The sequence below is a fragment of the Micromonospora sp. CA-248089 genome (genome assembly GCF_050948515.1).
Classification (GTDB): Bacteria; Actinomycetota; Actinomycetes; order Mycobacteriales; family Micromonosporaceae; genus Micromonospora.
In genome coordinates this window covers 1,364,489-1,391,363 of record NZ_CP192016.1, presented here as the reverse complement: position 1 = coordinate 1,391,363, position 26,875 = coordinate 1,364,489, and the positions used below count along the sequence as shown (strand labels likewise).

The window sequence follows — 26,875 nt, the reverse complement described above, 5'->3', positions numbered from 1 at the left end:
CCCGCTTTCCCGCCGGATGTGCGACCATCGATGCATGGCGCCGAAGACCGCCCGGGCCCGACGGCTCGGCATCGCCCTGCGGACCCACCGGGAGGCCGCCGGCCTCACCCTGGAGGCCGCGGCCGACGAGATCAACAGCACCCGGAGCACGTTGTCCCGCTACGAGAACGCGCAGACGCTGGTCAGTCCGGCCACCGTGCGCGCGCTGCTGACCAGCTACGGCGTGGGTCCGGCCGACATCGCCGCGGCGGTCGAGCTGGCGAAGGACGCGCGCAAGCCGGGCTGGTGGGTGTCCTATTCGTACCTGCTGGACCAGCGCACCATCGACTTCATCGCGCTGGAGGCCGAGGCGACGGGCATCGCGAACTTCGAACCGTCGGTGGTGCCCGGCCTGCTCCAGACCGCCGACTACATCCGCGGCGTGATGCGCGGCGGTCCCCACACGCTCACCGACGAGCAGGTGGAGCAGCGGGTCCAGCTACGGCTGGACCGCCAGCAGCGGCTCTCCGGCGCCGAGCCGCCGATCCTCGACGCCATCATCGACGAGGGCGCGCTGCTGCGCCCGGTCGGCGACCGCTCGGTCATGTCCGGCCAGCTCCAGCACCTGCTGAAGATGGCCGAACTGCCGAACGTCACGGTGCAGGTGATCCCGCTGGCCGCCGGCTACCACCGGGGCACCCGGGGCTCGCTGCACATCCTGGAGTTCGCCGACCCGGAGGACCCGATCATCGCCTCGGTGGAGACCGTCGCCGGGCAGATGGTCCTCGACCGGCCGGGTGACCTGCGCACCTGCGCCAAGATCATGGAGCACCTGCGGACCGTGGCGCTGAGCCCCGCGGCCAGCCGGGACCAGCTCCTCCGCCTGCTGAACGAGAGGTGACCAGATGAACGGCACGAATCCCGCACCGGCCCGCTGGCGCAAGAGCAGCCACAGTGGCGACGAGGGCGCGTGCGTGGAGATGGCGCCGCTGCCCGCAGCGGTGGCTGTCCGCGACTCGAAGGACCCGGCCGGCCCGGTGCTGATGTTCCCGCCGCACGCCTGGGCGGCGTTCACCGCCGCGCCGCCGCGCGCCTGAGCCCGCCCGCCACCGCACCGACCGCCACCGCGCGCCTGAGCCGGCCGGCAGGCGACGTCAGCCGAGTGGGGCGGCGGCGGTGACGGTCCCGCGGATCGCCTCCAGCGCCGCGATGGCCACCCCCCGCGCGCCGGCCATGTCCCGGTCCGGCACCAGCGCGAACGTGGCCACCGCGCGCTGCTCCTCCCGGAGCACCGTGTGCTCGGCGACAGCGGCGAGGAACCAGTCCCGGAACTCCGGCGCCGCCTCCACCACGCCCCCGCCGACGAAGTACGCGTGCGGGTCGGTGAAGTTGGCCGCGATGGTGAACAGCCGCCCCAGCGCCTTGGCCTGCTGGCCGAACACCTGACGGGCCAGCGGGTCGCCACGTTCGCCGTAGCCGCGCAGCAGCTTCGCCGCCCGGTCCGGCTCCTGTGCCGCGAGCGGATGCTCCGGGTGCCGGGCCAGCCAGTACGGCAGCAGGTTGCGCCGGATCGCGGTGAGCGAGGCGACGCTCTCCGCGTCCCCGGTGAAGCCGCAGGCGCAGACCGGTGCCGCCTGGTCCGGCTCGACCAGGCCGTCCAGCGGGATGTGCACGTGCCCGAACTCGCCGGCCATGCCGGCCGCGCCGCTGACCACCCGGCCGGACTCCACCACGCCCCCGCCGAGCCCGGTGCCGACGATCGCCGACACCGACGACCGGGCCATCGCCTCGGTGCCGAAGTGCACGTGGTGGGCGTAGAGCGCGGCGGCGTTGCCGTCGTTGGCGTACACCACGGGCAGGCCCAGCCGCCGTTCCAGCGCGGTGCGCACGTCGAAGCCCCGCCAGGCGGGCTGGGAGAAGTTCGTCGAGCCGCGCGAGGAGATCACGCCGGTGGCGCTGGCCGGGCCGGGCGTGTCCAGCCCGACCGCGCGGACCAGGTCACGCGGCACGCCGGTGTGGGCCAGCACGCCGTCGAACGCCCGCGCCAGCGCCTCCACCGCCGCCTCCGGCCCGGCGCCGACCTCGCTCGGGATCTCCAGCAGCCCGTCCACCAGGAACCGGCCGTCGACGGTCAGCACCGTGGCGTTGTCACTAGTGCCCCCGTTGTCCAGCCCCACCACCACCGGCACACCTGCGCTGCCCACCGCCACCGCCTCCCGCCGCGCCTGACCCGAGGCTAGTTCCCGTCCGGGCCACCCGCCATGCCCCGGCGGGACTCCCCCGCCATGGTCAGCCGGGGCGGCGGGCGGTCACCGCTGTGGCCTCGCGCTCCTCGTCGCGGACCACCGCCGGTTCCAGCCCGGCGGCGGCGAACACGGCGCACAGTTCCGGGGCCTGCGCGACGCTCGCCTCGACCACGACGTGCCCGCCCGGGGCGAGCCACTGCGCCGCGCCGGAGGCGACCCGGCGCAGCACGGCCAGGCCGTCCGCGCCGCCGTCCAGCGCCACCGGGGCCTCGTACAGGCGCGCCTCGGCCGGCAGGGAGGCCACCGCGGCGCTCGGCACGTACGGCGCGTTCGCCACCACCAGGTCCAGCGTCCCGCGCCGGCCGGCCGGTACCGCGTCGAACAGGTCGCCCTCGTAGACCGGGACGCCCAGCGGTTCGAGGTTGCGCCGGGCGCAGGCCACCGCCACCGGGTCGATGTCGGCGGCGGCCAGCCAGCGGGGCGCCAGCCGCTCGTGCAGCACCACCGCGGCGGCGCCGGAGCCGCAGCACAGGTCGAGCACCGCCGGCGCCGGCCCGGCGAGCGCCGTCGCCGCGTCGACGAGCAGGGCGGTACGACCGCGCGGCACGAAGACGCCCGGGTGCACGGCGATCCGCCGGCCGCAGAACTCGGCCCAGCCGAGCAGGTGCTCGAGCGGCAGGCCGGCGACCCGACGGTCGGCCAGCCGGGTCAGCGACTGCGCCGAGTCGGCGGCGGCGATCAGCAGGTCCGCCTCGTCCTCGGCGAAGACGCAACCGGCGGCGCGCAGCCGCCGGACGAGGGCGGGACGGTCGGGGGTGAACACGGTGGATGCCATGGCAAGCCTTTCGGGAAGCGCTCGTCGGCGCCCCCGGCGTCGCCTCAGCCCCGAGGCGACGCGGACTCGGAGGGAGCGCCGGTCCTCTGCTTGTGGATCGGACTCACCTCCTCGGGTCGGGGCCGCACGGGCCGTGGCTGCCCGTCACCATAGCCCAGCGGCCGATACGCCGTCAGCCCGCCGCGTCGAGCGCCGCCGCCACGTCGGCGAGCAGGTCGTCGGTGTCCTCGACGCCGCAGGAGAACCGCACGAAGCCCGGCGCCGTGTCGTCGCCCCACTGGGCCCGCCGGTCGGCTGTGGTGTGCAGGCCGCCGAACGAGGTGGCGGCGGCCACCAGCCGGGCCGCGCCGAGGAACCGGGCCACCCGGCCCTCGTCGCCCAGGTCGAACGAGAGCACACCGGGCACGCGCCGCATCTGGGCCGACGCGACCGGGTACGCCGGATCCTCGGGCCGGCCGGGCCAGCGGACCCCGGTGACGTCCGGCCGGTCCGCGAGCAGTTCGGCCAGCGCCCGCGCGTTCGCGGTCTGCCGGGCCAGCCGCAGGTCGAGCGTGGCCAGCGACCGGTGCGCCAGCCAGCAGTCGAATGCGCCGGGCACCCCGCCGGTGGCGTTGCGCCAGGTGGTCACCGCGTCCCGCAGCCCGGCGTCGCGGGTCGCCAGGTAACCCAGCAGCAGGTCGGAGTGGCCGGTCAGCGCCTTGGTGCCGGAGGCGACCACCACGTCCGCGCCGAGGTCCAGCGGGCGCTGCCCGAGCGGCGTCGCGGTGGTGTTGTCCACCGCCACCAGCGCACCGGCGGCGTGCGCGGCGGCGGCCACCGCGCGCACGTCGACGACGTCCAGGCCGGGGTTCGCCGGGGTCTCCAGCAGCACCAGCCGTACGCCGTCGAACGACGGGTACGGCCCGGCCGTCGGCACGAGCACCACGCGTACGCCGAGCTGTTCCAGCGTGTCCGAGGCGAACGCGCGCACCGAGTAGTAGCCGTCGGCGGGCAGCAGCACGGTGTCGCCGGGGCGCAGCAGTGTCAGCAGCAGCCCGGTGATGGCGGCCTGGCCGCTGGCGAAGACCCGGCAGTCGCCGCCCTCCAGCTCGCCGACCGCGGTCTCCAGGAGCCGCCGGGTGGGGTTGTCGGGCCGCCCGTACCCGTTCGTCGCCGCGGACGGGCCGCGCTCCGGGTCCAGGTGGTACGGCGCCGCGAAGACCGGGCCGGGCAGGAACGGCTGCCCGGGTACCGCGTCCGGCAGGCCGGCGTGCACGCTGCGCGTGCCGTCACCCCAGTGCTCGCTGCTCATCCCCCGCTCCGCTCACTCGTACGACTCGGGCTTGGCGGTACGGCTCATCAGCGCGTCCACCGCCAGGCGCGGATCCATCCCCTCGTGGCAGATCCGCTCGATCTGCTCGGTGATCGGCATCTCCACCCCGTGCGCGCGGGCCAGGTCGCGGATGGCCAGGCAGCTCTTGACGCCCTCGGCGGTCTGCCGGGTGGCCGCCTGGGCCTGTTCCAGCGTCTCGCCCCGGCCCAGGTGCTCGCCGAAGGTGCGGTTGCGGGCCATCGGCGACGAGCAGGAGGCGACCAGGTCACCCATGCCGGCCAGCCCGGCGAACGTGATCGGGTCGGCGCCGAGCGCCACGCCCAGCCGGGCGGTCTCGGCGAGCCCCCGGGTCATCAGCATGGCCCGGGTGTTGTCGCCGAAGCCCATCGCGGTGGCGATGCCGTACGCCAGCGCGATCACGTTCTTGACCGCGCCGCCCAGCTCGCAGCCGATCACGTCGTCGTTCGTGTACGGGCGGAAGTACGGCGTACGGATGGACGCCTGCACCAGCGCGGTCCGGCGGCTGTCGGCGCCGGCGACCACGGTGGCGGCCGGCTGCTCGGCGGCGATCTCGGGGGCCAGGTTGGGCCCGGAGACGACCACCACCCGGTCGGCGGGCACCCCGGCGGTCTCGGTGATCACCTGGCTCATCCGCTTGGTGGTGCCCAGCTCGATGCCCTTCATCAGCGACACCAGCGTGGCGTCCGGCGCCAGATACGGCGTCCAGTCGGCGAGGTTGCCGCGCAGCGTCTGCGACGGCACCGAGAGCACCACCACCTCGGCTCCCTCGATCGCCTCGGCGGCGTCACCGGTGGCTGTCACCCGCTCGGGCAGGCGGATCCCCGGCAGGTACTCCGGGTTGTGCCGCCCGGTCCGGATCGCCTCGGCCACGGCGGCCCGGCGGGCCAGGACCGTCACGTCCCGCCCGGCGTCGGCGAGGATCTTGGCGAACGCGGTCCCCCAGGAACCGGCGCCCAGCACGGCGACGTGCCCGCTCATTCGGTGACCTCCCGGGTGCCGGTGCGGGCGGGCCGCTGCCAGAGCGGCGGTGGTGTGCCGCCGCGGATCTCCGCGACCAGATCCCGGATGCGCAGCATGATGGTGTCCGTCATCTCCTCCAGGATCGGCCGGGTCGGCGTGGCGCCGGCCCAGGGGCTCAGGTCCACCGGCGGCCCGGCGATCACCGTCACCGGCGTGCGCGGGCGCAGCCCGAACCGGGCCGTCCGCGGGTCGAACATCCGTTCCGGGCCGACCATGGCGATCGGGACCACCGGGGCGCCGGTGGCGAGCGCCAGCCGGGCCGCGCCGGTCTTGCCCTTCATCGGCCACAGGTCCGGCTCCCGGGTGGTGGTGCCCTCCGGGTAGATCACCACGGCGCCGCCCTCGGCCAGGGCGGCGACCAGCTTGTCCAGCGACTTGACCGCCTCGACGGTGCCCCGCTCGACCGGGATCTGCTGGCACCGGTGCAGGATCGCGCCGACCACCGGCACCCGGAACACGCTGGCCTTGCCGAGGAAGCGCGGCCAGCGCCCGGCGTCGTAGATGTAGTGCGCCACCACGAGCGGGTCGGCGTGCGAGATGTGGTTCGGCACGAGGATCACGCCGCCGTCGTGGCGCAGGTGCTCCATGCCCCGCCAGGTGCGCCGGGTCCAGACGGTCATCAGCGGCTTCACCAGCACCACGGCGAGCCGTCGCCAGAACCCCAGCCTGCGCCGTGCCACAGTGCCTCCTCGATCCGCCCTCGCGCCCCGGCACAGAATCATGCCTGTTCGCCCCCGCTGCGGCCAGTGCGGGTGTCGGCGCTCCCGCTGGCAGGATGGTCGGCGTGTCTGAGGCCCGCTGGACCGTGGTGATGCCGGTGAAGCGCCTTCCGGCGGCGAAGAGCCGTCTGCGGGGCGCGCTGCCCGGCGTACCCCACGAGGAGCTGGCGCTGGCCCTGGCGGCCGACACGCTGAGCGCGGTGCGGGCGTGCCCGGCGGTCGCCGGGGTGCTCGTGGTCACCAACGACCCGCGGGTGGCCGCGGCGGCCGGCGCGGCGGGCGCCCGCGTCGCGAGCGACCCCGGCGGCGGCCTGAACGCGGCGTTCCGGCACGGCGCGGCGGTCGCCGGGCCGCGCGCCGCCGTGGCCGGCCTGACCGCCGACCTGCCGGCGCTGCGACCGGCCGACCTGGCCGCCGCCCTGCGTGCCACCCAGGGGGTACGCGGGTTCGTGGCGGACGCCCCCGGCGGAGGCACGGTGCTGCTCGCCGCGCCGGCCGGGGCGCCGCTGGCGCCGCGGTTCGGGCCCGGCTCGGCCGCGGCGCACGCGGCGGGCGGGGCGCTGCCGCTCGCCGGGGACTGGCCCAGCCTGCGCCGCGACGTGGACACCCCGGCGGACCTGGCCGACGCCGCCGGGCTGGGCGTGGGGCCGCGCACCGCCGCGCTGCTGGCCCGGGTCGCCGGGGCGGTCCGGTACGGTGCTGGCATGCAGGGCACGGTGGCGACCTACGACGCGTCGACCCGCAGCGGTGTGCTGCTGCTCGACGACGGCACCGAACTGGCGTTCCCGGCCCGCGCGTTCGACGCCTCCGGGCTGCGGCTGCTCCGTCTGGGGCAGCGTGTCCGGATCGAGCGGGACGCCGACGGCGAGGTGGTCCGGGTGACCCTGCCGACGATGGCGTGAACAACCTGGCCCGAGTTCATTTTCCGTTCACCCTTATCGGGGAATCATGAGGTGGTGAGCACCCCTCGCGAGCACCCCGACGGCCCGCCGCCGATCCTCGACCCCGGCACGCCCCGCAACGGCCGCCCCACCCGCGGCTCGGACGGGCGGTTCCGCCAGACCCGGCCCCCGGAGGAGCGCCTCGGCGCCGATCCGGACGCGACCGCCGCCACCGGGCTGGACGAGCCGCTGGACCCGGTCGAGGGTCCCGGCCCGGCCGACGGGACCGCCGCGGACGCCGGGCCACCGACCACGCCGCCGCTGCCGGAGGACCGCTTCCTCAACCGGGAGCTGTCCTGGCTCGACTTCAACGCCCGGGTGCTGGCGCTCGCCGAGGATCCGCGCACCCCGCTGCTGGAACGGGCGAAGTTCCTGGCCATCTTCGCCAGCAACCTCGACGAGTTCTACATGGTCCGCGTGGCCGGGCTGAAGCGGCGGCTCTCCGCCGGCCTGCCGGTACGCGGCGGTGACCGGCTGCCGCTGCGCACCCAGCTCGACCTGATCACCTCCAAGGCCGCCGGCCTGGTCGCCCGGCACGCCGCCTGCCTCGTCGACGACGTGCTGCCGAAGCTCGCCGCCGAGGAGATCCGCATACTGCGCTGGAGCGACCTGGACGACGCCGAGCGGGAACGGCTGCGCACCTGGTTCCGGGAGCACATCTTCCCGGTGCTCACCCCGCTGGCGGTCGACCCGGCGCACCCGTTCCCGTACATCTCCGGCCGGTCGCTGAACCTGGCCGTGTCGGTACGCGACCCGGACGGCGGCTCGGAGCTGTTCGCCCGGGTGAAGGTGCCGAACAACGTGCCCCGGTTCGTCCGGGTGCACCGCGACCAGCCGGGCGTGCGGTTCCTGCCGGTCGAGGACCTCATCTCGGTGCACCTCGGCCAGCTGTTCTCCGGCATGCAGGTGGTCGAGTGCCACCTGTTCCGGGTGACCCGCAACGCCGAGGTGGAGGTGGACGAGGACCGCGACGAGGACCTCCTCCAGGCGCTGGAACGGGAGCTGGCCCGGCGCCGGTTCGGCCCGCCGGTACGCCTCGAGGTCGCCGCCTCGATCTCCGACCACATGCTGGAGCTGCTGGTCCGCGAGCTGGACATGGACGGCCACGACGTGTTGCGCGTACGCGGCCTGCTCGACCTCTCCGCGCTCTGGCAGGTCTACGGCGAGGCGGACCGGCCCGATCTGAAGGACCCGTCGTTCGTGCCGGCCACCCATCCGCGTCTTGCCGAGGGTGAGGTGCCGCGCAGCGTCTTCGCCACGCTGCGCGACGGCGACGTGCTGGTGCACCACCCGTACCACTCGTTCGCCACCAGCGTGCAGCGCTTCGTCGAGCAGGCGGCGGCCGACCCGAACGTGCTCGCCATCAAGCAGACGCTCTACCGCACCAGCGGCGACTCCCCGATCGTCGACGCGCTCGTCGACGCGGCCGCGGCCGGCAAGCAGGTGGTGGTGCTGGTCGAGCTGAAGGCGCGCTTCGACGAGGTGGCGAACATCGGCTGGGCGCGCACGCTGGAACGGGCCGGCTGTCACGTCGTCTACGGCCTGGTGGGGCTCAAGACGCACTGCAAGACCGCGCTGGTGGTACGCCAGGAGGGCAACCAGATCCGCCGCTACTGCCACATCGGCACCGGCAACTACCACCCGAAGACGGCCCGGCTCTACGAGGACTTCGGCATGCTCACCGCCGACCCGGAGATCGGCGCCGACCTGACCGACCTGTTCAACGTGCTCACCGGCTACAGCCGGCAGACCGCGTTCCGGCGGCTGCTGGTGGCGCCGCAGGGCATCCGCAGCGGCCTGATCGAGCGCATCGACAGGGAGATCGAACACGTCCGGCTGGGCATGCCGGGGCTCGTGCAGTTCAAGGTGAACTCCCTGGTGGACGAGGAGATCACCGACGCGCTCTACCGGGCGTCGCGGGCCGGCGTGCACGTCGACCTGCTGATCCGCGGCATGTGCACGCTGCGGCCGGGCGTGCCGGGGCTGTCGGAGAACATCCGGGTCCGCTCGATCCTCGGCCGGTTCCTGGAACACTCCCGGATCTTCCGGTTCGGCAACAACGGCGACGCCGAGTTCTGGATGGGCTCGGCCGACCTGATGCACCGCAACCTGGACCGCCGGGTGGAGGCGCTGGTGCAGGTGAGCGACCCGGTGGCCCGGGCCGAACTGGACCACGTCCTCACCGCCGCGTTCGACAGCGACGTGGACGCGTTCGAGCTGGCCGCGGACGGCACCTGGCACCGGCGAACCGGGGACGGCGACGTGCCGCTGACCCACCTCCAGGATCTGTTGCTGCGCCGGGTCGGCGGCCGGGCGGACTGACCGGGCCGTGGCGCGTGCCGGGCGGGCATACGGTGAGCGGGTGAGCGACGACGAACCGGTACGGATCCGGGCTGCCGGCGGCGTGGTGTGGCGCCCGGGTCCGGCCGGCGTCGAGGTCTGCCTGGTGCACCGCCCCCGGTACGGCGACTGGTCGCTGCCGAAGGGCAAGCTGGACCGCGACGAGCATCCGCTGGTGGCGGCCGTCCGCGAGGTGGCCGAGGAGACCGACGTCCGGGCCGTGCCGCAGGTCCGCCTGCCCACGGTCCGCTACCGCAGCGAGGGGCACGCCAAGGCGGTCGACTACTGGTCCATGCGGGCGGCGGGCACTGGCGGTTTCCAGCCCGGCACCGAGGTCGACGACGTGGCCTGGTTCCCGGTCGACGACGCGGTACGCCGGGTCAGCTACCCGCACGACGCCGAGGTGATCGCCGCGTTCGCGGCGCTGCCGCCGGTCACCGCGACGGTGCTGCTGGTCCGGCACGCGCACGCCGGCAAGCGCGGCACCTGGACCGGCCCGGACCACGGCCGCCCACTGGACGAGCAGGGGTGGACGCAGGCGCGGGCGCTGGTCCCGCTCGTCGCGCTGGTCCGCCCGGCCCGCCTGTTCTCCGCCTCGGCCCGGCGCTGCGTGCAGACGCTGGACCCGTCGGCGGCCCGGCTGGACCTGCCGATCGAGGTCTGCGGCGACTTCGACGAGCCGGCGCCGGGCCAGCAGGTCGAGGAGTGCGCGCTCGCCGCCGCGGCCCGGCTGACCACGCTGGCGCAGGCCGTCGGGACGGTCGCGGTGTGCAGCCAGGGCAAGGTCATCCCGGGCGCGCTGGAACGCCTCACCGGCCGCGTGGACGAGGACTTCACCACCGCGAAGGGCGGCGGCTGGCTGTTGCCGTTCGCCGGTGACCGGCTCGTCCTCCCCGACCGGTTGTGAGGCGGGCGGCGGCGGTTCAGGGCAGCGTGACGGTGAGCGTCACCGGCAGGTGGTCGCTGGCCTCGGTGCGCGGTGCGCGTACCTCGCCGGCGGTCAGGCCCGGCGAGGTGAAGACGTGGTCGATCTGGGTGCGGGGGTCGTCGGCCGGGCTCGTCCGCAGCGGCCGGGCCGCGGCCAGCGCGTCCACCAGCCCGGTGCGGGTGAACTCGGCGAACGCCGCGTCGTCCGGCTCGGTGTTCAGGTCGCCGCCCAGCACCAGTGGACGGCCGTTCGCGTACCGCCCGGCGAACGCGGCCACCTCGCCCGCCTGCTCGACCGGATCCCGGCCGGGCGGCGGCTGCAGGTGCGTGGCCACCACGGCCAGTTCCCGGCCGCCGAGGTCGAGCGTGACGCCGATCGCCTGCGCCCCGGTCGGCGCGCCGTGCGCCCTCAGCCGCCGGGTCTGCCCGGACCGCATCGGGAAACGGCTCAGCACCGCGTCGCCCCAGACCGGATCGGCGGCGGGCGCGAAGACGTACGGCATCTCCAGCCGCCCGGCCAGCAACGCCAGCGTGTCGTGGCCGCCGTTGAGCCACCAGCCCCGGTCGACCTCGCTGAGCAGCACCACGTCCGCGCCGCGCAACTCCCGGGCCACCGCGTCCAGGTCCAGCCGGCCGTCCAGGCCGAACCCCATCCGGATGTTGTACGCCGCCACCCGTACCGTCGCCGTGGCGCTCGTGGCGCGGGCCGGTGCCGGTGGCACGTGCAGCGCGGCGGCGAGCCCGGCCAGCGCGGTGAGCCCCGCCAGGGCAGCGATCCGGGCCGCGGCGGGCAGCACCGGGCCGGGAACCGCCGCGCCGGACGACGCCGGTGCGGGCCGGAGAGGCGCCGTAGCGGCCACCAGAGCCACCAGGACGGCCGTGGCGACCGGCGCCCAGCCGTTGGGGTACCCCAGGTCGTAGGCGGCGTAGTAGGCCACCGTGGCCACCGCGAACACCAGCATCCCGAGCGCCGCCGCCCGCCCGCGCCGCGCCCCCGCCCGCCCGCCGTCCGCGTCTCGTCCGTCGGTGGCGGCGGCCCGGTCGGCGGCCGCGTCGGTGAGCGCCAGGCAGCCGCCGAGACCGGCGGCGGTGAGCAGGTACGCCGGGACGAGAAGCCCGGTCACGAACAGCACCGACCCGGCGAGCAGCGCCAACGGCCACAGCATCCGCGCCACGTGCACCGGTGCCCGGAACAACGCCGCCGCGAGGAACAGCAGCACCGCGAGCGCGCCCAGCAGGTGTCCGCCGGCCGGGCGGGCGAGGCCCGGGAATCCGGGCGATCCGGTGCCGGCGGCGGCGCTCCAGAGCGCCGGGGCGAGCGCCACCTGACCGGCCAGCAGCAGCGCCGGCCCGCACAGCAACCAGGCCCGGCGACCCGGGACAGGCACGCGCCGCCCGGCGTCGCCGTCGGCCGCACCGGCCGTTCCCGCCGCGTCGCCGCTCGCCCGCTCCCGCCGTACCGCCACCGATGCGGCCAGGAACACCAGCACCAGCAGGGCGCTCAGGCTCCAGGCGAGCGCACCGCCACGCCACACCAGGTCCTCGGTGCCGAGCAGGGCGTGCCCGACCGCGTTCCCGGCCAGGCCGAGCGCCAGCCCGGCGACCGGGCGCGGCACGGTCGCGGCCACGGCGGCGAGCCAGACCAGGCCGGCGAGCAGTCCGGCGCAGGCCAGCCAGAGCTGGGCCGGGCCACCGGGTTGCGCGGTCAGCGCCAGCCGGGCCGCGGCCAGCACACCGGCCGCGACCAGACCGACCGGGGCGGGGCCGACGCGGCGTACGAGCGTGGGCGCGCCGAGGGCGAGCAGGAACCAGCCGAGCGCGAACGCGCCGAGCAACTCTGCGGGCGTCTCGGCGGCCCGGCCGAACAGGGTGATGACCGACGGGAGCCAGACCCGCAGCACGTCCAGCAGGACCGCGACACCGAGCGCGAGCGTGAGGGTGGAGAGGTGACGGTGCCGCACGGGCGCCTCTTCTCGTGACCGACGGGGGATTTCGGCACGGCGATTCTGCGGGGCGCGACGGCGGGCGGTCAACGGCGTACCCGTGCGAAAGGGCGCCCACCGCGAACGGTGGGCGCCCTTTCGTGGGCCGTCCGGTCAGCGCCGGGTGGCGGCCTTCTTGGCCGGTGCCTTCTTCGCGGGCGCCTTCTTGGCCGCCGTGGTCTTCTTGGCCGTGGCGGACTTCGCCGCGGTCGTCTTCTTGGCGGCAGTGGTCTTCTTGGCCGCGGTGGACTTCGCCGCGGTCGTCTTCTTCGCCGCCGTGGTCTTGGTCGCGGCGGCCTTCTTCGCCGGCGCGGCCTTCTTGGTAGCGGTGGTCTTGGTGGCCTTCGCCGCCGTGGTCTTCTTCGCGGCCCCGGTGGTCTTCGCCGCCGTGGTCTTCTTCGCGGCGCCGGTGGTCTTCTTCGCGGCGGCGGTGTCCTTGGGCACCTTGCCGCTGGCCACCATCTCCTTGAAGCCCGCGCCCGCCCGGAACGTCGGGACGGAGGTCTTCTTGACCTTCACCGCCTCGCCGGTCCGTGGATTGCGCGCTGTTCGGGCTCCCCGGACGCGCTTCTCGAACGCTCCGAAACCGGTGATCGCCACCTTCTCGCCCTTGGTGACCGCCGCCTGGACCTCAGCGAGAACCGCGTCGAGCGCGGCCGTCGCCGTCTTCCGGTCCCCCAGGCGAACGGCGAGCGCCTCGATGAGCTCGGCCTTGTTCACGACTTCCTCCCGATTGTGCAACTGACTCGACGCGAGCCATTCTGCGCGCACGGTATGCCCTGTGCTGCCTGGACACAAACATTCGGTGGAAAAAAGCCCTTGTGTCGCAACGGATTCGCCCCCACCAGCGAGGCCGGTGGGGGCGAAATGCGGTCTGCGGTCAGGCTACCGACGGCAGGAACGACGGCCGGGACGCCTCGAAGGCGCTGATGTCGGCCTCGTGCCGGAGGGTGAGTCCAATGTCATCCAAGCCCTCCATCAACCGCCAGCGGCTGTGGTCGTCCAGCGGGAAGGCCCAGGTGGCGTCACCGGCGTGGACCTGGCGGGAGGCGAGGTCGACAGTGATCGGAGTGCTCGGCTCCGATTCCACGAGATCCCACAATTCTTCCACGGCTTTCAATTCCAGCTCGACCGGAAGGAGGCCTTCCTTGAGCGCGTTGCCGCGGAAGATGTCGCCGAAGCGAGGCGAGATGACGGCCCGGAAGCCCCAGTCCCGCAGCGCCCAGACGGCATGCTCCCGGGAGGATCCGGTGCCGAACTCGGGACCGGCGATCAGAATCGACGCACCCGAATGAGCCGGATCGTTGAGGACGAATGACTTGTCCTCCCGCCACGCGCTGAACAGCCCGTCGGCGAAACCGGTCCGGGTCACCCGCTTGAGGTACACCGCCGGGATGATCTGGTCGGTGTCCACGTTGGATCGGCGCAGCGGCACGGCGGTGCCCGTGTGGGTGGTGAACTTGTCCATCTCTCGGCTGCCCTTCTACAGGTCGGCGGGAGCGGCCAGGCGGCCGACGACCGCGGTGGCGGCGGCGACCGGCGGGGACACCAGGTGCGTACGCCCGCCCCGGCCCTGCCGTCCCTCGAAGTTGCGGTTGGAGGTCGAGGCGGAGCGCTGGCCCGGCTTCAGGGTGTCCGGGTTCATGCCCAGACACATCGAGCAGCCGGCGAAGCGCCACTCGGCGCCGGCGTCGGTGAAGACCTTGTCCAGCCCTTCGATCTCGGCCGCCTCCCGGACCGCGGCGGAGCCGGGGACCACCAGCATGCGTACGCCGTCGGCGACCCGCCGTCCGCGCAGTACCTCGGCGGCGGCCCGCAGGTCCTCCAGGCGGCCGTTGGTGCAGGAGCCGACGAACACCACGTCCACGGCGAGGTCGCGCAGCGGGGTGCCCGGGGTGAGGTCCATGTACTCCAGCGCGCGCCGGGCGGCGACCCGCTCCGGCTCGGTGACGAACTCCTCCGGGTCCGGCACGGTGGCGCCCAGCGGCGCGCCCTGCCCGGGGTTGGTGCCCCAGGTGACGAACGGCGTAATCCGGCTCGCGTCGAGGGTGACCTCGGTGTCGAAGGTCGCGCCCTCGTCGGTGGGCAGCGTCCGCCAGTACTCCAGCGCCGCGTCCCAGTCGTCGCCCTGGGGCGCGTTGGGCCGGCCCTTCAGGTACGCGAACGTGGTCTCGTCCGGCGCGATCATGCCGGCCTTGGCGCCCCACTCGATGGACATGTTCGCGATCGTCATCCGCCCCTCCATCGAGAGGTCGCGGATCGCCTCGCCCCGGTACTCGACGATGTGACCACGCCCACCGCCGGTGCCGACCTGCGTGATCAGCGCGAGCACCAGGTCCTTGGCGGTGACGCCGGGGCCCAGCTCGCCGACGACGTTCACGGCCATGGTCTTCGGGCGGGCCTGCGGCAGCGTCTGCGTGGCCAGGACGTGTTCGACCTCACTGGTGCCGATGCCGAACGCCAGCGCCCCGAAGGCGCCGTGGGTCGCGGTGTGCGAGTCGCCGCACACGATCGTCATGCCGGGCTGGGTGAGGCCCAGCTGCGGGCCGATGACGTGCACGATGCCCTGGTTGTCGTCGCCCAGCGGGTGCAGGCGGATGCCGAACTCGGCGCAGTTGCGGCGCAGCGTCTCGATCTGGGTGCGGGAGGTGGGATCCGCGATCGTGAGCAGGTCGCCGCGCCGGGAGCGGAACGCCGGGTCGTCGTACCCGGTCGGGGTGTTGTGGTCCTCGGTCGCGATCGTCAGGTCGGTACGGCGGACCCCGCGCCCGGCCAGACGCAGCCCGTCGAACGCCTGCGGGCTGGTCACCTCGTGCAGCAGGTGCAGGTCGATGAAGAGCAGGTCCGGCTCGCCGTCGGCGGCGCGGACCACGTGTGCGTCCCAGACCTTCTCGGCCAGGGTCCTCGGTTGAGTGACTCCCACCATCTGGACATCCTAAATTCTGGGAGGTAAATTTCGGCTTGTGGGACACAGTATGAGCGGTGTCGGCGTTCTCGACAAGGCGGTGGTCATCCTGGCCGCCTGTGTCGACGGCGCCAGCCTGGCCGAACTCGTTGAACGCACCAAGCTGCCCCGGGCCACCGCGCACCGGCTGGCACAGGCGCTGGAGATACACCGGATGCTCGTCCGGGACACCCAGGGGCGCTGGCGCCCGGGTCCACGCCTGGGCGAGCTGGCCAACGCGGCCCCGGACGTGCTCCTCACCGCCGCCGAGCCGCTGCTCGCCGCGCTACGGGACGCCACCGGCGAAAGCGCCCAGCTCTACCTGCGCCGCGCCGACGAGCGGATCTGTGTGGCCGCCGCCGAGCGCGCCAGCGGCCTGCGGGACACCGTCCCGGTCGGCTCGGTACTGCCGATGACCGCCGGGTCGGCGGCGCAGATCCTGCTCGCCTGGGAGCCCCCGGAGGCGGTCATGCCGCTGCTCCCCCGCTCCAAGTTCACCGGCCGCACGCTGGCCGAGGTGCGGCGGCGCGGGTGGGCCCAGAGCGTGGCCGAGCGGGAGGCGGGCGTGGCAAGCGTCTCAGCGCCGATCCGCGACCGCACCGGGCGGGTGATCGCCGCGATCAGCATCTCCGGCCCGATCGAGCGCCTCGGCCGCCGCCCCGGCGAACGCCACGCCATGGCCGTCGTCCGAGCCGGCCAGCGCCTCTCCGGCCTCTGACCGCCCAGCTGCGAGGCCGCCCCCACCCCGGTGATCAAGGAGTTTGGGGCGGATTTCGGTGGCTCCGAGGACACAAACTCCTTGATCAACGGGGCGGTCGGGCGGGGTGAGGGCCGGGGCGGGGTGAGGAATGCGAACGGCCCGCCTCGCGGATGCGAGACGGGCCGTTCGTGGATGTAGCCCCGACCGGATTCGAACCGGCGCTACCGCCTTGAGAGGGCGGCGTCCTGGGCCGCTAGACGACGGGGCCAGGCACTTTTCCTGCTTCACCACCCTGCCGGGCGGCGTGGCAGTAGTCTAGCGGCATCCCGTCCGGCACCACTGAGGGGGGTCACCCCCTGCGGACGTGGCCAGGACAGCAGAAAGCCCGCCCCGAAGAACGGGACGGGCTGTCGGTGCTGTAGCCCCGACCGGATTCGAACCGGCGCTACCGCCTTGAGAGGGCGGCGTCCTGGGCCGCTAGACGACGGGGCCAGAACCTTCGTGCATTCCGCCGGCGTGAGCTGACGGGATCCAGCGTCCGGGGCTCTTGCGAACCCGCGGCTGCGCTGGGGTACCAGGACTCGAACCTAGACTAACTGAACCAGAATCAGTCGGGCTGCCAATTACCCCATACCCCATTGGCCCCTTGCGGCGCCGGGAATGAACTTTACCCTCCCGGTGCCGACAGGCCAAATCCAACCCCTCGAAACCCACCTGACCAGCGGAAACGAGGCATCGGAGCGAATCAGGCGACAGGGACCACCGGGTTGCTGAGCTCCCCGATCCCCTGGATCCGCACGGTGACCGTATCCCCCTCGGTGAGCGGACTAACCCCCGCCGGCGTGCCGGTCAGGATCACGTCGCCGGGCAGCAGCGTCATCACGTGCGAGATGTACGACACCAGGCCGGGTACGTCGAACACCATGTCCTTGGTCCGGCCGAGCTGGCGTACCTCCATCTCCTCCGGATTGCGACCCACCTCACACCGGATCTCCAGGTCGCTGACGTCGAGACCGGTGGTGATCCACGGCCCGATCGGGCAGAACGAGTCGAAGCCCTTGGCGCGGGTCCACTGCCCGTCGGAGCGCTGGAGGTCCCGGGCGGTGACGTCGTTGGCGCAGGTGTAGCCGAAGATGGCCCGTTCGGCGGCGGCCCGGTCGGCCCGGCGGGCACCCGGGGCGCCGATCACCACGGCGAGTTCCGCCTCGTGCTCGACCTGCTTGGAGAAGATCGGCAGCCGGATGGCGTCGCGGGGGCCGATCACCGACGTGGACGGCTTGAGGAAGAGCAGCGGCTCCTTCGGCACCTCGCTGCCGTGCTCGGCGGCGTGCTCGGCGTAGTTACGGCCGACACAGACCACCTTGCTGGGCAGGATCGGCGACAGCAGCCGGACGTCGGAGAGCGCCCAGCGGGCGCCGGAGAACTGGATCTGCCCGAACGGGTGGCCCTCGATCTCGGCGATGGTCAGGCCCTGCGGCCCGGCCTCCGGCTCGCCCTCGACGGCTCCGAACGACATTCCCTTGGCATGAGCGAAACGAGCGATACGCACCCGGCCAATCTATCCCCGCCCGCGCGGCGCCCGGCGGACACCGGCGGGCGGCACGCCCGGCCGCCGCGCGCCGGGCCCTCGCCGGCCCCTGGCGGCACCGGATCGGCAGGGGCCGGCAGGGTACGCGTGATCGCGCCGGACGGGGCGGGAATGGCGGCTTCGTACCCACCCGGCGGCCCCCGGCCCATAGCTTCGGGTCCGGAGGTTCGTTGGTATGCCTGCATCGAGACGACACCAGAGGGCCCTGGCAGTGTTCGTGAACTGCCTCGGCGTCATCGCCGCCGTACCGGCGCTGTCCCCGGCGACGCCCGGCGCCGCCGCCGCCCGTCCAGTCCCGGCACCGGCTGTCATCCCGGGTGCCGCGGCCACCCCGATCCCGACCGGCGTACCGGCGGTGCCCCCGGCGGTGCCGACCACCGGCCCGGCGCCGGTCCGGCCGTCGATGCCCCCGGTCAGCGTGGCGGTGGGCGCGTCGGGCACCCCGGCACCGGGTTACCGGATCGAGGTCCGCAACGCCGGCACGGCGCCCGTCGACACCATGGTCCGGCAGGAACTGCCGAACGGGTCGCGGGCCACCACGGTGACCGGCGGTGGCCGGACCAGCCGCCCCGCCGGCACGAGCGCCGGTGAGGTGACCTGGCGGCTGCGGCTGCCGGCGAAGAGCACCACCACGTTGCACACCGCGCTGTCCGTCCCCGGTCCCGGCCGCTCGGTGACGGCACCCACCTGCGTCTACGGCACGGACGGCACGCGCCCGTTCGACTGCGCCACGGCCACGTGGGTGGGCGCCGCGACGGCCCCGGCGGCGCAGGTCACCGCCGCTCCGGCCTGGCGGCGGCCGCCGGTGCTGCTGGCCGCGTTCACCGCGCTGCTGGTGGTCACCGCCGGTGTGGTGTGGTGGGCGCTCCGGCGCCGCCGCCGGCGCACGGCGGCGGGAAGCGCCGCCATGCACACCGGCGCCCCCGAAGGCGGCGTGCCCGGCCCGGGCATGCCCGGGCCGGGCCCGGCCGGGGCGGAACGGGCCACGGCGGAACGGGCCAGGGTGCGCAAGGCCACAGCGGGCCGGCCGAGCGCGGCACCGTCTACCCGCGTACGGCGGTGCCGTCGCCCGCGAGCCGTCGTCGCCGGCCGCCGGTGTGGCTCGTGGTCGGCGTGGCGGCGGCCGTGCTGGCCGGTGTGGTCGGCGCGGCGGCCTGGTCGGCCACGCAGCGGGTGGCCGCGATGGACACCACCAAGCAGCCGACGAGCGGCGCGTGGGTGGGCAGCAGCGTCACCGGCGCGCTGGGTCAGCCGCTGCGCGAGACCGCGTTCGAGTTCACCGTCTACCGCATGAGCTGCGGCGCCGACGTCCTGCCGGCGGCACCGGGCGGGGGGCGGCCGTGCCTGGCCACGGTCGGGGTGCGCAACCTCACCAACGAGGAGCAGACCTGGCACGGGCAGTTGCAGCGCGCGTACCTGCCGAGCGGGAACTGGGTGGCCGCCGACGAGGACGCGACCCGGGTGGCGAACCTGGGCCGGGACGTCTTCTCCCAACCGGTGGCCGCCGGGCGGCGGGTGCTGCTGCCGCTGGTGTTCACCATGCGCGGCGACGAGCCGCCGAAACGGTTGGAGCTGCGCAGCGGCGTCTTCTCGGCGGGCGTGCGGGTGGACGTGGCGTGATCCGGGCACGGGCGGCGGTCGTACCCTGGGGTGTGTGACTGCCGCCCTCGCCCCCGCGCTCGACCTGGCCGACTGGCAGGCGCGCCGGCACGCCCACGAGGCGCGGGTGGACGCCTGGCTGACGCCGCACCTGGCCCGCCGCCGCACCGGGGTGAAGCACCCGGTGGAGGACTTCCTGTTCACCTACTACTCGCACCGCCCGGCGCAGCTGCGCCGCTGGCACCCGGGCGCGGGCGTGGTGCTGCGCGACGCCGACCCGGCCGGTTTCGGCCCGGACTACACGGCGGGCGCCGCCGGGCTCACCCTCGACACCGATCGGGTACGCGCGCGGCGCGCCGAGTCGATCGCCTGGATCCGTACGCTGCTCGCGGCGACCGCCGGACGCCCGGCGCAGTTCGGCTGTTTCGGCATGCACGAGTGGGCGATGGTCTACCGGCAGACCCAGGAGCAGGTTCGGCACAACGCCTGGCCGCTGCGGCTGAGCCCGGCGGCGACGGCGGCGGTGGTCGAGGAGCGCAGCGTGCGGTGCAGCCACTTCGACGCGTTCCGGTTCTTCACCGCGCCGGCCCGGCCGCTCAACGTGCTCCAGCCGACCCGGGAGGGCCAGCACGCGCTGGAGCAGCCGGGCTGCTTGCACGCCAACATGGATCTCTACAAGTGGGCGTACAAGCTGTCGCCGCTGGTGCCGTCGGAGCTGGTGGCGGACTGTTTCGCGCTGGCCCGGGAGATCCGGGCGCTGGACATGCGGGCCAGCCCGTACGACCTGGCCGACCTGGGCTACCCGCCGGTGCCGGTGGAGACGCCGGAGGGCCGGGCCGAGTACGCCGCCGCCCAGCGCGGGTTCGCCGAGCGGGCCGCCGGGTTGCGGGCACGGCTGCTGGCCGCGCTGGACCGGGCCGTGCCGGCCGACCGCCGCTGAGCGCGGGGCCGGCCGGCGCGGGGATCAGTTCGCGGCGCAGGTCACCGCCGGGGCCGGGCTCGGGACGGCACCGTCGGCCAGGAACCCGAACGTGGTCTGGGCGGCCGGGGCCAGCGTGCCGTTCCAGCTCGCGTTCCGGGCGGTCACTGTGGTTCCGCTCTGCGTCACGTCGGCGCTCCACGCCTGGCTGACCCGCTGGCCGGCGGCGAGCGGGAAGCGCACGGTCCAGCCGGCGATCGGCGCGGCGCCGTCGTTGCGGACGGTCACCTCACCCTGGAAGCCGCCCGGCCACTGACCGGCGATCCGCCAGGTGGCGGTGCAGCCACCGGCCGGGGGCGTCGGACCGACGGTGGGCGACGGGCTGGTCGTCGGTGACGGGCTGAGCGTCGGTGAGGGGCTGACGGTGGGCGACGAGGTGGGGCTGACGGTCGGGGACGTGGTCGGACCGGGCGTGGTGCGGCCCAGCGCGGCGACCAGCGCCGGGTACCACCTGTCGGCCATCTTCTGGTCCCCGGCCGCGTTCGGGTGCACGCCGTCGTACGTGTCGGTGGCGGTGCTGAACCCGGTCCACTGGTCGACCACCACGATCGGCGAGGCGGCGGTGGTCTTCCCGGCCGCCCAGCCGTCGACGAGCGCGTTGAGCGCCACGGTCCGCTGGCCGCACTCGGGGCAGCTCGCCGGGTTCATCGGGATGATCTTCGCGACCAGCACCGTCGTGGCCGGGTTGGCGGCCCGCATCTGGTCCACCAGCTTCGAGTACGCGGCCAGGACGGTGGCGGGCGCGATGTTGCTCCACACGTCGTTGGTGCCGAAGTGCATGAGCACGACGTCCGGCCGGGTGGCGGCCAGCCAGCCGGGCAGCAGGTTCTGGTTGGCCACGTTCGTGGCGAGGTAGCCGCCGTGCCCCTCGTTGTCGCCGTCGTACGGCACGCCGCAGCCCTGCGGCCCGAGCGTGCCGACGAAGTCGACGTCGGTGTGGCCGGTGGACTGGAGGCGGTTCCAGAGCATCGCCCGCCAGCAGCCGGGCGACCCGGTGATGGAGTCGCCCAGCGGCATGACGCGGACCGGGGTGGCCGCCGCGGCGGCCGGAGGCGTGGTGGTGGTGAGGGCGAGGCCGAGGGCGAGCACCGGTAGCAGCGCGGCGAGCGCGGTCAGCGCGGCGCGCAGGGGGTTTCGGGACATGCGCAAGGGACTCCTGTCACTGTGGACGTGGTGGTCGGTGACGGCCCTGAAGCTCCCGTACGCATTGAAGCGCTTCGACGCCTCCGGCTCAACCCTCCGGGTGTCCCCGGTGCCGGTTCCACTCCGGAGCGAGGATCGACATGACAGTGGCGTCCACCCAGTCGTCGCCGTCGCGCAGCACCTGCCGCAGCGTCCCCTCGGCGACGAAGCCCACCTTCTCGTAGGCGCGCCGGGCACGCGGGTTGAACGCGAACACCTCCAGCCCGATGCGGTGCAGGCCGAGCTGCTCGAAGCCGTACCCGACGATCAGCCGGACCGCCTCGGTGCCGAGGCCGCGGTCGCGGCCGCCGGGGCCGATCAGCGTGCGGAAGTTGCAGCTCGCGTTGGCCCGGTCCCACTCGTTGAGGACCACCTCGCCGACGCAGGTGCCGCTCGCCCGGTCCACCACCGCGAGGTCGAGCCGGTCGTCCTGGCTGTTGCGGGTGCCGTACCAGGCCCGCAGCCGGGACGGCTCGAACGTCTCGCCGGCCGGGCTGCCGGTCAGCCGGACCACCTCCGGGTCGGTCAGGATCTCGGCGAGCGCCGGCAGGTCGTCGTCCTGGAACGGGCGCAGCACCACACGCTCGCCGGTGAGCGTGGGCTTGACGGAGAAGGCGATCACGTGGCGAAATTCTCCGGGCGGCGCGCTCGGCGGCTCAACAGATTTTCGGTCAGTCGCCGTCCACTCTGCGGTCGCGTTTGCGCTGGGACTGGCGCTTCTTCTCGGCCAAGCGGCGCTCCTTCGCGCCACGGGAGGGGCGGGTCGGGCGGCGCGCCTTCGGCGGCGGGGCGACGGCCTCGCGCAGCAGCGCGGCCATCCGCTCGCGGGCCGCCTCCCGGTTGGCCAGCTGGGCGCGGTGCTCGCTGGCGGTCACAGTGAGCACACCGCCGACCAGCCGGCCGGCCAGCCGGGCCAGCGCCCGTTCCCGCAGTGTCTCCGGCACGCTCGGCGAGCCGCCCAGGTCGAAGCTCAGCTCCACCCGGGAGTCGGTGGTGTTCACTCCCTGCCCGCCCGGCCCGGACGAGCGGGAGAACCGCTCCCGCAGCTCGGCGGCGGGCACCACGAGCCGATCGGTGACCCGCAGTCCGTCGTCCACTCCCCGAGGCTAGCGCCCGGCGCGGTGACTCGGGGTGGGGGTGGCGCTCGGCGTGGGACCGGTCCGTTCCTCGCCGCCGCCGGACGCCGCGTACGCGGCCGCGCCGACGAGCAGCAGGGCGATCACGGCGAGCTTGACGACCACGCCCCGGATCGCGAGCCAGGCGTTGCGCCGGGCGCCGGGGACGCTGGTCCGGATCGTCTGGTAGTCCGTCCAGCCACGCTTCGCACGCGCGTAGGACGCGCCGACACCGGCGCCGATGACAAGGCCCACCAGGAGGAGGGCCGCAATGACAGCTTGCTCCACCTCCGCCAGTATCCATACTCAGCGTAATATTTCTATGCCCCAATGATCCCACGCCGGATATCCGACACTTCGCACCGATCTTGCGACGCTTGTGCAGGTCAACGCCGCGCGGCGCGCCCGGCCGGCGCCGCGCGGGCGGGCGGTCGCGCCCGTACGACTCAGCCGCCCCGGCCGATGATGGTGTCGGCGGTCTGCTGGACCTGGTCGATCGGGATGGCGAAGCCGATGCCGATGGACCCGTTGCCGTCGATGGTGGCGATCGCGGTGTTCACGCCGACCACCTCACCGCGCGCGTTCACCAGCGGTCCGCCGGAGTTGCCCGGGTTGATCGAGGCGTCGGTCTGCACCGCCGTGTGCCGGCCGTTGCCGATCCGTACCTGCCGGTTGAGCGCGCTGACGATGCCGGCGGTGACCGTGCCCGCGAGCCCGAGCGGCGACCCGACCGCGAGCACCGGCTCCCCCACCCGCGTCGAGTTCGCCTTCGCGAGCGGCAACGGCGGCAACCCGGCCGACGCGGGCACCCGGAGCACGGCCAGGTCGCTGGCCGGTTCCCGGCCCACCACCTCGGCCGGGAAACGCCGTCCGTCCGATGTCTCCACCGTCACCGCGCCGGAACCGCCCCGGGCCAGGATGTGGTCGTTGGTGACGATGTGCTGCTCGTTGTCGATGGCGAATCCGGAGCCGGACGCGGACGCGCCGGAGCGGCCCCCGACCATCACCGAGACCACCCCGGGCACCGTCTTGCCGGCGGCGGTGACCAGCTCTGCCGGCACCGGCGCGGCGGACGCCGCGGTCGGACCCGGCGCGCCCCGGTCGGCCGCCCAGGTGCCGGCCGCCGCGCCGGAGACGGTGGAGAGCGCCACCACCGCCGCCACGCTCAGCAGCCGGTGCCGTAGGCTCCGCCGCCCGGCCTCCGGCCCACCCCCGGGTACGTCCCGGTGGCCGCGCCCGTCCGGGTCCAGCTCCGGCGAGACGAACCACGGACCGCGTGGCTCGCCGAGTCCGGTCTGCACTGCCATGCTGGCTCCTCACGTGTCATGCGGTAGTGGTGTGCGGGTCAGGGCAGGCGGGAGAACCACCGCAGCGAACCGGCCGCGGCGCCCATGGCCAGGACCAGTCCGAGGCCGATGAAGCGGGCCGAGATGTCCTGCCGCTCGGTGCGGTAGCCGACCGAGGTGCCGATGTCCTCGTAGACGTCCTTCAGCTCGGCGGTGGTGGACGCCTCGTGGAAGCCGCCGCCGGTCTGCTCCGCGACCGCCCGCAGCGTCTGGCCGTCCACCGGCACCTGGATCGCCCGGCCACCCCTGTCGACCGAGCCGCCCGGGGTGCCGAAGGAGATGGTGTGCACCGGCACCTTCGCGGCGACCGCCTGGTCGGCGGCCTCCATCGGGTCCATGCCGGAGGTGTTCGCGCCGTCGGAAAGGATGATGATCCGGGCCGGTGGCGGATCCTTGGCGGCGGTGGCGTCCAGGCTCTTGACCGCGCCCAGCGAGGTGCTGATCGCCTCGCCGATGGCGGTGCCCTGCACGCCGGTGATGCCTTCGGCCAGCCGCCCGATCCCGTCGTGCAGCGCCTCCCGGTCGGTGGTCGGCGGCACCAGCACGGCCGCGCTGCCGGCGAACGCGACGAGCCCGACGTTGAACTCGTCCGGGAGCCCGTCGACGAACCGGCGGCCCGCCTCCTTGGCCGCGCTCAACCGGTCCGGGTCCACGTCACCGGCGAGCATCGAGGTGGAGACGTCCACCGCCACCATCACGGTGGCCCGCTCCCGTGGCACCCGCACCTCCGCCTCGGGCCGGGCGAACCCGACCACCAGCAGCGCGAGCATGCCGAGGAACAGGCCCGCCGGGACGTGCCGCCGCCAGGCCGGGCGGCGCGGGGCGACCCGGTCGAGCAGGCGCAGGTTGGTGAAGCGCACCGCGTACCGGCTCTGCCGCCGTTGCAGCACCAGATAGCCGGCGACGAGCGCGACGACGGCGAGCAGCAGCCAGAGACGGGCGGGTGACTGCCAGGTCATGCGACACCTCCGCGGGCGGCGGCCGGCACGGTGGCCAGCCGGCGCTGCTCGTGCACGTACCGGACGACGTCCGCACACCAGTCCCGGTCGGTGCGCAGCGCCAGGTGGGTCGCGCCGGCCCGGCGCAGCGTGCGGCGCACCTGGTCGCGCTGCTCGGCGGCGGCGCGGGCGTACCGCTCGCGCAGGCCCGGGTCGCCGGTCCACACCTCGCGGTGCCGGCCGCTCTCCGGGTCGACGAGCGTGATCAGGCCGACGTCCGGCAGTTCCAGCTCGCGCGGGTCGGTCACCTCGACCGCGAGCACCTGGTGGCGTACCGCGAGGCGGCGCAGCGAGGCGGCCCACGGCGGCGGCGCGGCGTCCGGGTCGTCGGGCAGCTCGTCGAGGAAGTCGGAGACGATCACCACGAGCCCGCGCCGGTTGGCCACACGCTGCAGGCCGTCCAGCCCGTCGACCAGGCCCGGCGCCGCGTCCCGCGGGCCCACGCCGGCCGCGCCCGCGCCGCAGGAGTCCGGCAGGTCGCCGGTACGCGGGGCGCCGAGCAGCGCGCGGAGCAGCCCGAGCAGATGGGTGCGCCCGCTGCGGGCCGGGAACCGGCGCAGCCCGTCCGAGGTGAGCACCTGGGCGCCGAGCCGGTTGCCGACCCCGGCGGTGAGGAAGCCGACCGCCGCGACGGCGGCCACCGCCAGCTCCCGTTTGTCCAGCGTGGACGTGCCGTACTCCATGCTGGGGCTGGCGTCGACGAGCAGCCAGGTGGTCAGTTCCCGGTCCGCGTCGACCTCCCGTACGTGCGGCACCGTGGTCCGGGCGGTGACCGCCCAGTCCATCCGCCGTACCTCGTCCTCGCCGGGCCGGTACTCGCGGCTGCCGGCCGCCTCGCTGCCGGGACCGGGGAGCAGCCCTCGGTACCGCCCGTGCAGCAGGCCGTCGAGCCGTCGGGTCACCGTCAGCTCCAGCCGGCGCAGCCGCTGGTCCGGGGCGAGGTCGGCAAGCCCCGGTTCGGCTCCGCCGGTCATGCCGCCGCCAGGTCGTTCATCGTCTCGGTGGGGCCGTTCACCAGCCGGGGCGGCGGCACCGCCTCGATCACGCGGCGCACCACGTCCTCGCCGGAGATCCCGTCGGCGATCGCGTCGAAGGAGAGCACGAGCCGGTGCGCCAGCACGTCCACCGCCAGTTCCCGGATGTCCTCGGGGAGCACGTAGTCCCGTCCGTGGATCAACGCCTGCGCGCGGGCTGCGGCCACCAGGCCGAGCGTGGCCCGGGGGCTGGCCCCGTACGCCAGCAGGGGCGCGACGTCGGGCAGGCCGAAGCGTTCCGGGTCGCGGGTGGCGAGGATGAGGCGGACCACGTACTCGGCGAGCGCGTGGTGGACGAAGACGTCGGTGGCGCGGCGCTGGAGGTCGCGCAGCCGGGTCGGGTCGAGCACGGTACTCGCGGTGGGCCGCTCGGTGCTCATCCGGTAGAGGATGGCCAGCTCGTCGGCGTCGCTCGGGTAGTCGACCACGACCTTCATCAGGAAGCGGTCGCGTTGCGCCTCCGGGAGCTGGTAGACGCCCTCGGACTCGATCGGGTTCTGGGTGGCCAGGACCAGGAACGGGTCCGGCACCGGCCAGCTCCGGCCGGCGATGGAGACCTGCCGCTCGGCCATCGCCTCGAGCAGCGCCGACTGCACCTTGGCCGGGGCCCGGTTGATCTCGTCGGCGAGCACCAGGTTCGCCATGATCGGCCCCAGCTCCACGTCGAACTGCTCGGTGGAGGCGCGGTAGATGCGGGTGCCGACGATGTCGGAGGGAACCAGGTCGGGGGTGAACTGGATGCGGGAGAACGTGCCACCGACCACTGTGGCGAGCGTCTGCGCCGCCAGCGTCTTGGCCACCCCCGGTACGCCCTCCAGCAGGCAGTGGCCGTCGGCGATCAGGGCGGTGAGCAGGCGGTCGACGAGCCGATCCTGCCCGACGATCACGCGTTTGACCTCGACGAGGGTCTGTTCCAGCTCGACGCCACTCGCGTCGGCGTCGACCGGGCTGAGCACGCTGGCCGGGGTGTCCGAGATGTCCGTCACGGTGCTTGCTTCCCGGGCCGGACCGGCGACAAACGTCGGATTATCGGCCCCTGGCCGGTGGTCGGCGGGCCGGACCGGCAGC

At 74.4% G+C, this 26,875-nt stretch carries 23 protein-coding genes, 3 tRNA genes and 4 pseudogenes; 8 read left to right on the top strand and 22 right to left on the bottom strand.

The window, feature by feature from the left end:
- Positions 1 to 34 precede the first annotated feature (34 nt).
- Positions 35 to 880, top strand: coding sequence for a helix-turn-helix domain-containing protein (locus ACQP26_RS06865; RefSeq protein ID WP_269701553.1), 846 nt, complete (start codon positions 35 to 37; stop codon positions 878 to 880).
- A 4-nt stretch (positions 881 to 884) separates the two neighbouring features.
- A complete protein-coding gene (locus ACQP26_RS06860; protein WP_269701554.1) occupies positions 885 to 1,076 on the top strand; it encodes a DUF397 domain-containing protein in 192 nt (63 codons plus the stop codon).
- A gap of 57 nt (positions 1,077 to 1,133) precedes the next feature.
- Here ACQP26_RS06860 and ACQP26_RS06855 read toward each other — a convergent pair whose 3' ends face one another.
- The 5 genes from ACQP26_RS06855 to ACQP26_RS06835 form a co-directional block, all read right to left on the bottom strand.
- The gene (locus ACQP26_RS06855; RefSeq protein ID WP_269701555.1) at positions 1,134 to 2,183 is read right to left on the bottom strand and encodes an ROK family protein; all 1,050 of its coding nucleotides are present in this window, start codon (positions 2,181 to 2,183) and stop codon (positions 1,134 to 1,136) included.
- 85 nt (positions 2,184 to 2,268) lie between these two features.
- On the bottom strand, positions 2,269 to 3,060 hold the full coding sequence (locus tag ACQP26_RS06850; RefSeq protein ID WP_269701556.1) for a putative protein N(5)-glutamine methyltransferase: 792 nt from the start codon (positions 3,058 to 3,060) through the stop codon (positions 2,269 to 2,271).
- Positions 3,061 to 3,232: 172 nt separating this feature from the next.
- Complete coding sequence (locus ACQP26_RS06845) at positions 3,233 to 4,351, bottom strand: cystathionine gamma-lyase (protein WP_433495239.1); 1,119 nt, start codon at positions 4,349 to 4,351, stop codon at positions 3,233 to 3,235.
- 12 nt (positions 4,352 to 4,363) lie between these two features.
- Positions 4,364 to 5,371 (bottom strand): NAD(P)H-dependent glycerol-3-phosphate dehydrogenase, encoded by a 1,008-nt coding sequence (locus ACQP26_RS06840; protein ID WP_269701558.1) that lies wholly within the window; start codon positions 5,369 to 5,371, stop codon positions 4,364 to 4,366.
- Positions 5,368 to 6,093 carry a lysophospholipid acyltransferase family protein gene (locus ACQP26_RS06835; RefSeq protein ID WP_269701560.1) on the bottom strand — a complete coding sequence of 242 codons (726 nt, stop codon included), beginning with the start codon at positions 6,091 to 6,093 and terminating at the stop codon, positions 5,368 to 5,370. The genes ACQP26_RS06840 and ACQP26_RS06835 overlap by 4 nt, the downstream gene beginning before the upstream one ends.
- 95 nt (positions 6,094 to 6,188) lie before the next feature.
- Here ACQP26_RS06835 and cofC point away from each other — a divergent pair.
- From cofC to ACQP26_RS06820, 3 genes and pseudogenes are all read left to right on the top strand, one after another.
- Positions 6,189 to 6,812: pseudogene (gene cofC / locus ACQP26_RS06830) on the top strand (2-phospho-L-lactate guanylyltransferase); the annotation flags it as partial.
- A gap of 276 nt (positions 6,813 to 7,088) precedes the next feature.
- A complete protein-coding gene (locus ACQP26_RS06825) occupies positions 7,089 to 9,395 on the top strand; it encodes an RNA degradosome polyphosphate kinase (RefSeq protein ID WP_269701562.1) in 2,307 nt (768 codons plus the stop codon).
- A 7-nt stretch (positions 9,396 to 9,402) separates the two neighbouring features.
- Complete coding sequence (locus ACQP26_RS06820; protein WP_433495238.1) at positions 9,403 to 10,320, top strand: NUDIX hydrolase; 918 nt, start codon at positions 9,403 to 9,405, stop codon at positions 10,318 to 10,320.
- 16 nt (positions 10,321 to 10,336) lie between these two features.
- Here ACQP26_RS06820 and ACQP26_RS06815 read toward each other — a convergent pair whose 3' ends face one another.
- The 4 genes from ACQP26_RS06815 to leuC all read right to left on the bottom strand — a co-directional run bounded on the left by ACQP26_RS06815 (position 10,337) and on the right by leuC (position 15,248).
- Positions 10,337 to 12,301 carry an endonuclease/exonuclease/phosphatase family protein gene (locus ACQP26_RS06815; protein WP_433495237.1) on the bottom strand — a complete coding sequence of 655 codons (1,965 nt, stop codon included), beginning with the start codon at positions 12,299 to 12,301 and terminating at the stop codon, positions 10,337 to 10,339.
- A gap of 135 nt (positions 12,302 to 12,436) precedes the next feature.
- Positions 12,437 to 13,042, bottom strand: coding sequence for an HU family DNA-binding protein (locus tag ACQP26_RS06810; protein ID WP_332367298.1), 606 nt, complete (start codon positions 13,040 to 13,042; stop codon positions 12,437 to 12,439).
- 160 nt (positions 13,043 to 13,202) lie between these two features.
- Positions 13,203 to 13,790 (bottom strand): 3-isopropylmalate dehydratase small subunit, encoded by a 588-nt coding sequence (gene leuD, locus ACQP26_RS06805; RefSeq protein WP_269701568.1) that lies wholly within the window; start codon positions 13,788 to 13,790, stop codon positions 13,203 to 13,205.
- A 15-nt stretch (positions 13,791 to 13,805) separates the two neighbouring features.
- Positions 13,806 to 15,248, bottom strand: a complete 1,443-nt coding sequence (gene leuC / locus ACQP26_RS06800; RefSeq protein ID WP_269701570.1) for a 3-isopropylmalate dehydratase large subunit — start codon at positions 15,246 to 15,248, stop codon at positions 13,806 to 13,808.
- Positions 15,249 to 15,297: 49 nt separating this feature from the next.
- Between leuC and ACQP26_RS06795 the strand changes: the two genes are divergently transcribed.
- Positions 15,298 to 15,984: an IclR family transcriptional regulator gene (locus tag ACQP26_RS06795; RefSeq protein WP_013284529.1), complete on the top strand. Its 687-nt coding sequence runs from the start codon at positions 15,298 to 15,300 to the stop codon at positions 15,982 to 15,984.
- 177 nt (positions 15,985 to 16,161) lie between these two features.
- Here the strand turns inward: ACQP26_RS06795 and ACQP26_RS06790 are convergent.
- From ACQP26_RS06790 to ACQP26_RS06775, 4 genes are all read right to left on the bottom strand, one after another.
- A tRNA-Glu gene (locus tag ACQP26_RS06790) sits at positions 16,162 to 16,234 on the bottom strand.
- A 151-nt stretch (positions 16,235 to 16,385) separates the two neighbouring features.
- Positions 16,386 to 16,458: transfer RNA gene (locus tag ACQP26_RS06785), tRNA-Glu, on the bottom strand.
- Between the two features lie 74 nt (positions 16,459 to 16,532).
- Positions 16,533 to 16,604 (bottom strand) — tRNA-Gln (locus tag ACQP26_RS06780).
- A 107-nt stretch (positions 16,605 to 16,711) separates the two neighbouring features.
- Positions 16,712 to 17,515 carry a fumarylacetoacetate hydrolase family protein gene (locus tag ACQP26_RS06775; RefSeq protein ID WP_269701572.1) on the bottom strand — a complete coding sequence of 268 codons (804 nt, stop codon included), beginning with the start codon at positions 17,513 to 17,515 and terminating at the stop codon, positions 16,712 to 16,714.
- A 214-nt stretch (positions 17,516 to 17,729) separates the two neighbouring features.
- Between ACQP26_RS06775 and ACQP26_RS06770 the strand changes: the two are divergent.
- Together ACQP26_RS06770 and ACQP26_RS06765 are read left to right on the top strand one after the other, a co-directional pair.
- Positions 17,730 to 19,174: pseudogene (locus ACQP26_RS06770) on the top strand (hypothetical protein).
- 34 nt (positions 19,175 to 19,208) lie between these two features.
- Positions 19,209 to 20,093, top strand: a complete 885-nt coding sequence (locus ACQP26_RS06765) for a 3-methyladenine DNA glycosylase (protein ID WP_269701576.1) — start codon at positions 19,209 to 19,211, stop codon at positions 20,091 to 20,093.
- Between the two features lie 24 nt (positions 20,094 to 20,117).
- On the opposite strand, the gene ACQP26_RS06760 is transcribed toward ACQP26_RS06765, so the two are convergent.
- The 9 genes and pseudogenes from ACQP26_RS06760 to ACQP26_RS06720 form a co-directional block, all read right to left on the bottom strand.
- Complete coding sequence (locus ACQP26_RS06760; protein ID WP_433495236.1) at positions 20,118 to 21,275, bottom strand: cellulose binding domain-containing protein; 1,158 nt, start codon at positions 21,273 to 21,275, stop codon at positions 20,118 to 20,120.
- A gap of 88 nt (positions 21,276 to 21,363) precedes the next feature.
- On the bottom strand, positions 21,364 to 21,936 hold the full coding sequence (locus ACQP26_RS06755; protein WP_269701580.1) for a GNAT family N-acetyltransferase: 573 nt from the start codon (positions 21,934 to 21,936) through the stop codon (positions 21,364 to 21,366).
- Positions 21,937 to 21,985: 49 nt separating this feature from the next.
- The gene (gene arfB / locus ACQP26_RS06750; RefSeq protein WP_030270056.1) at positions 21,986 to 22,411 is read right to left on the bottom strand and encodes an alternative ribosome rescue aminoacyl-tRNA hydrolase ArfB; all 426 of its coding nucleotides are present in this window, start codon (positions 22,409 to 22,411) and stop codon (positions 21,986 to 21,988) included.
- A gap of 9 nt (positions 22,412 to 22,420) precedes the next feature.
- Complete coding sequence (locus ACQP26_RS06745; RefSeq protein ID WP_269701581.1) at positions 22,421 to 22,717, bottom strand: hypothetical protein; 297 nt, start codon at positions 22,715 to 22,717, stop codon at positions 22,421 to 22,423.
- A gap of 158 nt (positions 22,718 to 22,875) precedes the next feature.
- Positions 22,876 to 23,736, bottom strand: a complete 861-nt coding sequence (locus tag ACQP26_RS06740; protein WP_281578786.1) for a S1C family serine protease — start codon at positions 23,734 to 23,736, stop codon at positions 22,876 to 22,878.
- Positions 23,737 to 23,774: 38 nt separating this feature from the next.
- Positions 23,775 to 24,734, bottom strand: coding sequence for a VWA domain-containing protein (locus ACQP26_RS06735; RefSeq protein WP_433495235.1), 960 nt, complete (start codon positions 24,732 to 24,734; stop codon positions 23,775 to 23,777).
- Positions 24,731 to 25,189: pseudogene (locus ACQP26_RS06730) on the bottom strand (DUF58 domain-containing protein); the annotation flags it as partial. The pseudogene ACQP26_RS06730 and the gene ACQP26_RS06735, both read right to left, overlap by 4 nt.
- Before the next feature lie 62 nt (positions 25,190 to 25,251).
- A pseudogene (locus ACQP26_RS06725) lies at positions 25,252 to 25,747 on the bottom strand (DUF58 domain-containing protein); the annotation flags it as partial.
- Positions 25,744 to 26,793 carry an AAA family ATPase gene (locus ACQP26_RS06720; protein ID WP_269701587.1) on the bottom strand — a complete coding sequence of 350 codons (1,050 nt, stop codon included), beginning with the start codon at positions 26,791 to 26,793 and terminating at the stop codon, positions 25,744 to 25,746. The gene ACQP26_RS06720 and the pseudogene ACQP26_RS06725, both read right to left, overlap by 4 nt.
- Between the last annotated feature and the right edge of the window lie 82 nt (positions 26,794 to 26,875).

Excerpts from the sequence above, each read along its gene's own strand:
- ACQP26_RS06865 (WP_269701553.1), top strand. The coding sequence starts at position 35 with ATGGCGCCGAAGACCGCCCGGGCCCGACGGCTCGGCATCGCCCTGCGG.
- ACQP26_RS06860 (WP_269701554.1), top strand. The coding sequence starts at position 885 with ATGAACGGCACGAATCCCGCACCGGCCCGCTGGCGCAAGAGCAGCCAC.
- ACQP26_RS06850 (WP_269701556.1), bottom strand. The coding sequence starts at position 3,060 with ATGGCATCCACCGTGTTCACCCCCGACCGTCCCGCCCTCGTCCGGCGG.
- ACQP26_RS06845 (WP_433495239.1), bottom strand. The coding sequence starts at position 4,351 with ATGAGCAGCGAGCACTGGGGTGACGGCACGCGCAGCGTGCACGCCGGC.
- ACQP26_RS06840 (WP_269701558.1), bottom strand. The coding sequence starts at position 5,371 with ATGAGCGGGCACGTCGCCGTGCTGGGCGCCGGTTCCTGGGGGACCGCG.
- leuD (WP_269701568.1), bottom strand. The coding sequence starts at position 13,790 with ATGGACAAGTTCACCACCCACACGGGCACCGCCGTGCCGCTGCGCCGA.
- leuC (WP_269701570.1), bottom strand. The coding sequence starts at position 15,248 with ATGGTGGGAGTCACTCAACCGAGGACCCTGGCCGAGAAGGTCTGGGAC.
- ACQP26_RS06795 (WP_013284529.1), top strand. The coding sequence starts at position 15,298 with ATGAGCGGTGTCGGCGTTCTCGACAAGGCGGTGGTCATCCTGGCCGCC.
- ACQP26_RS06760 (WP_433495236.1), bottom strand. The coding sequence starts at position 21,275 with ATGTCCCGAAACCCCCTGCGCGCCGCGCTGACCGCGCTCGCCGCGCTG.
- ACQP26_RS06740 (WP_281578786.1), bottom strand. The coding sequence starts at position 23,736 with ATGGCAGTGCAGACCGGACTCGGCGAGCCACGCGGTCCGTGGTTCGTC.
- ACQP26_RS06735 (WP_433495235.1), bottom strand. The coding sequence starts at position 24,734 with ATGACCTGGCAGTCACCCGCCCGTCTCTGGCTGCTGCTCGCCGTCGTC.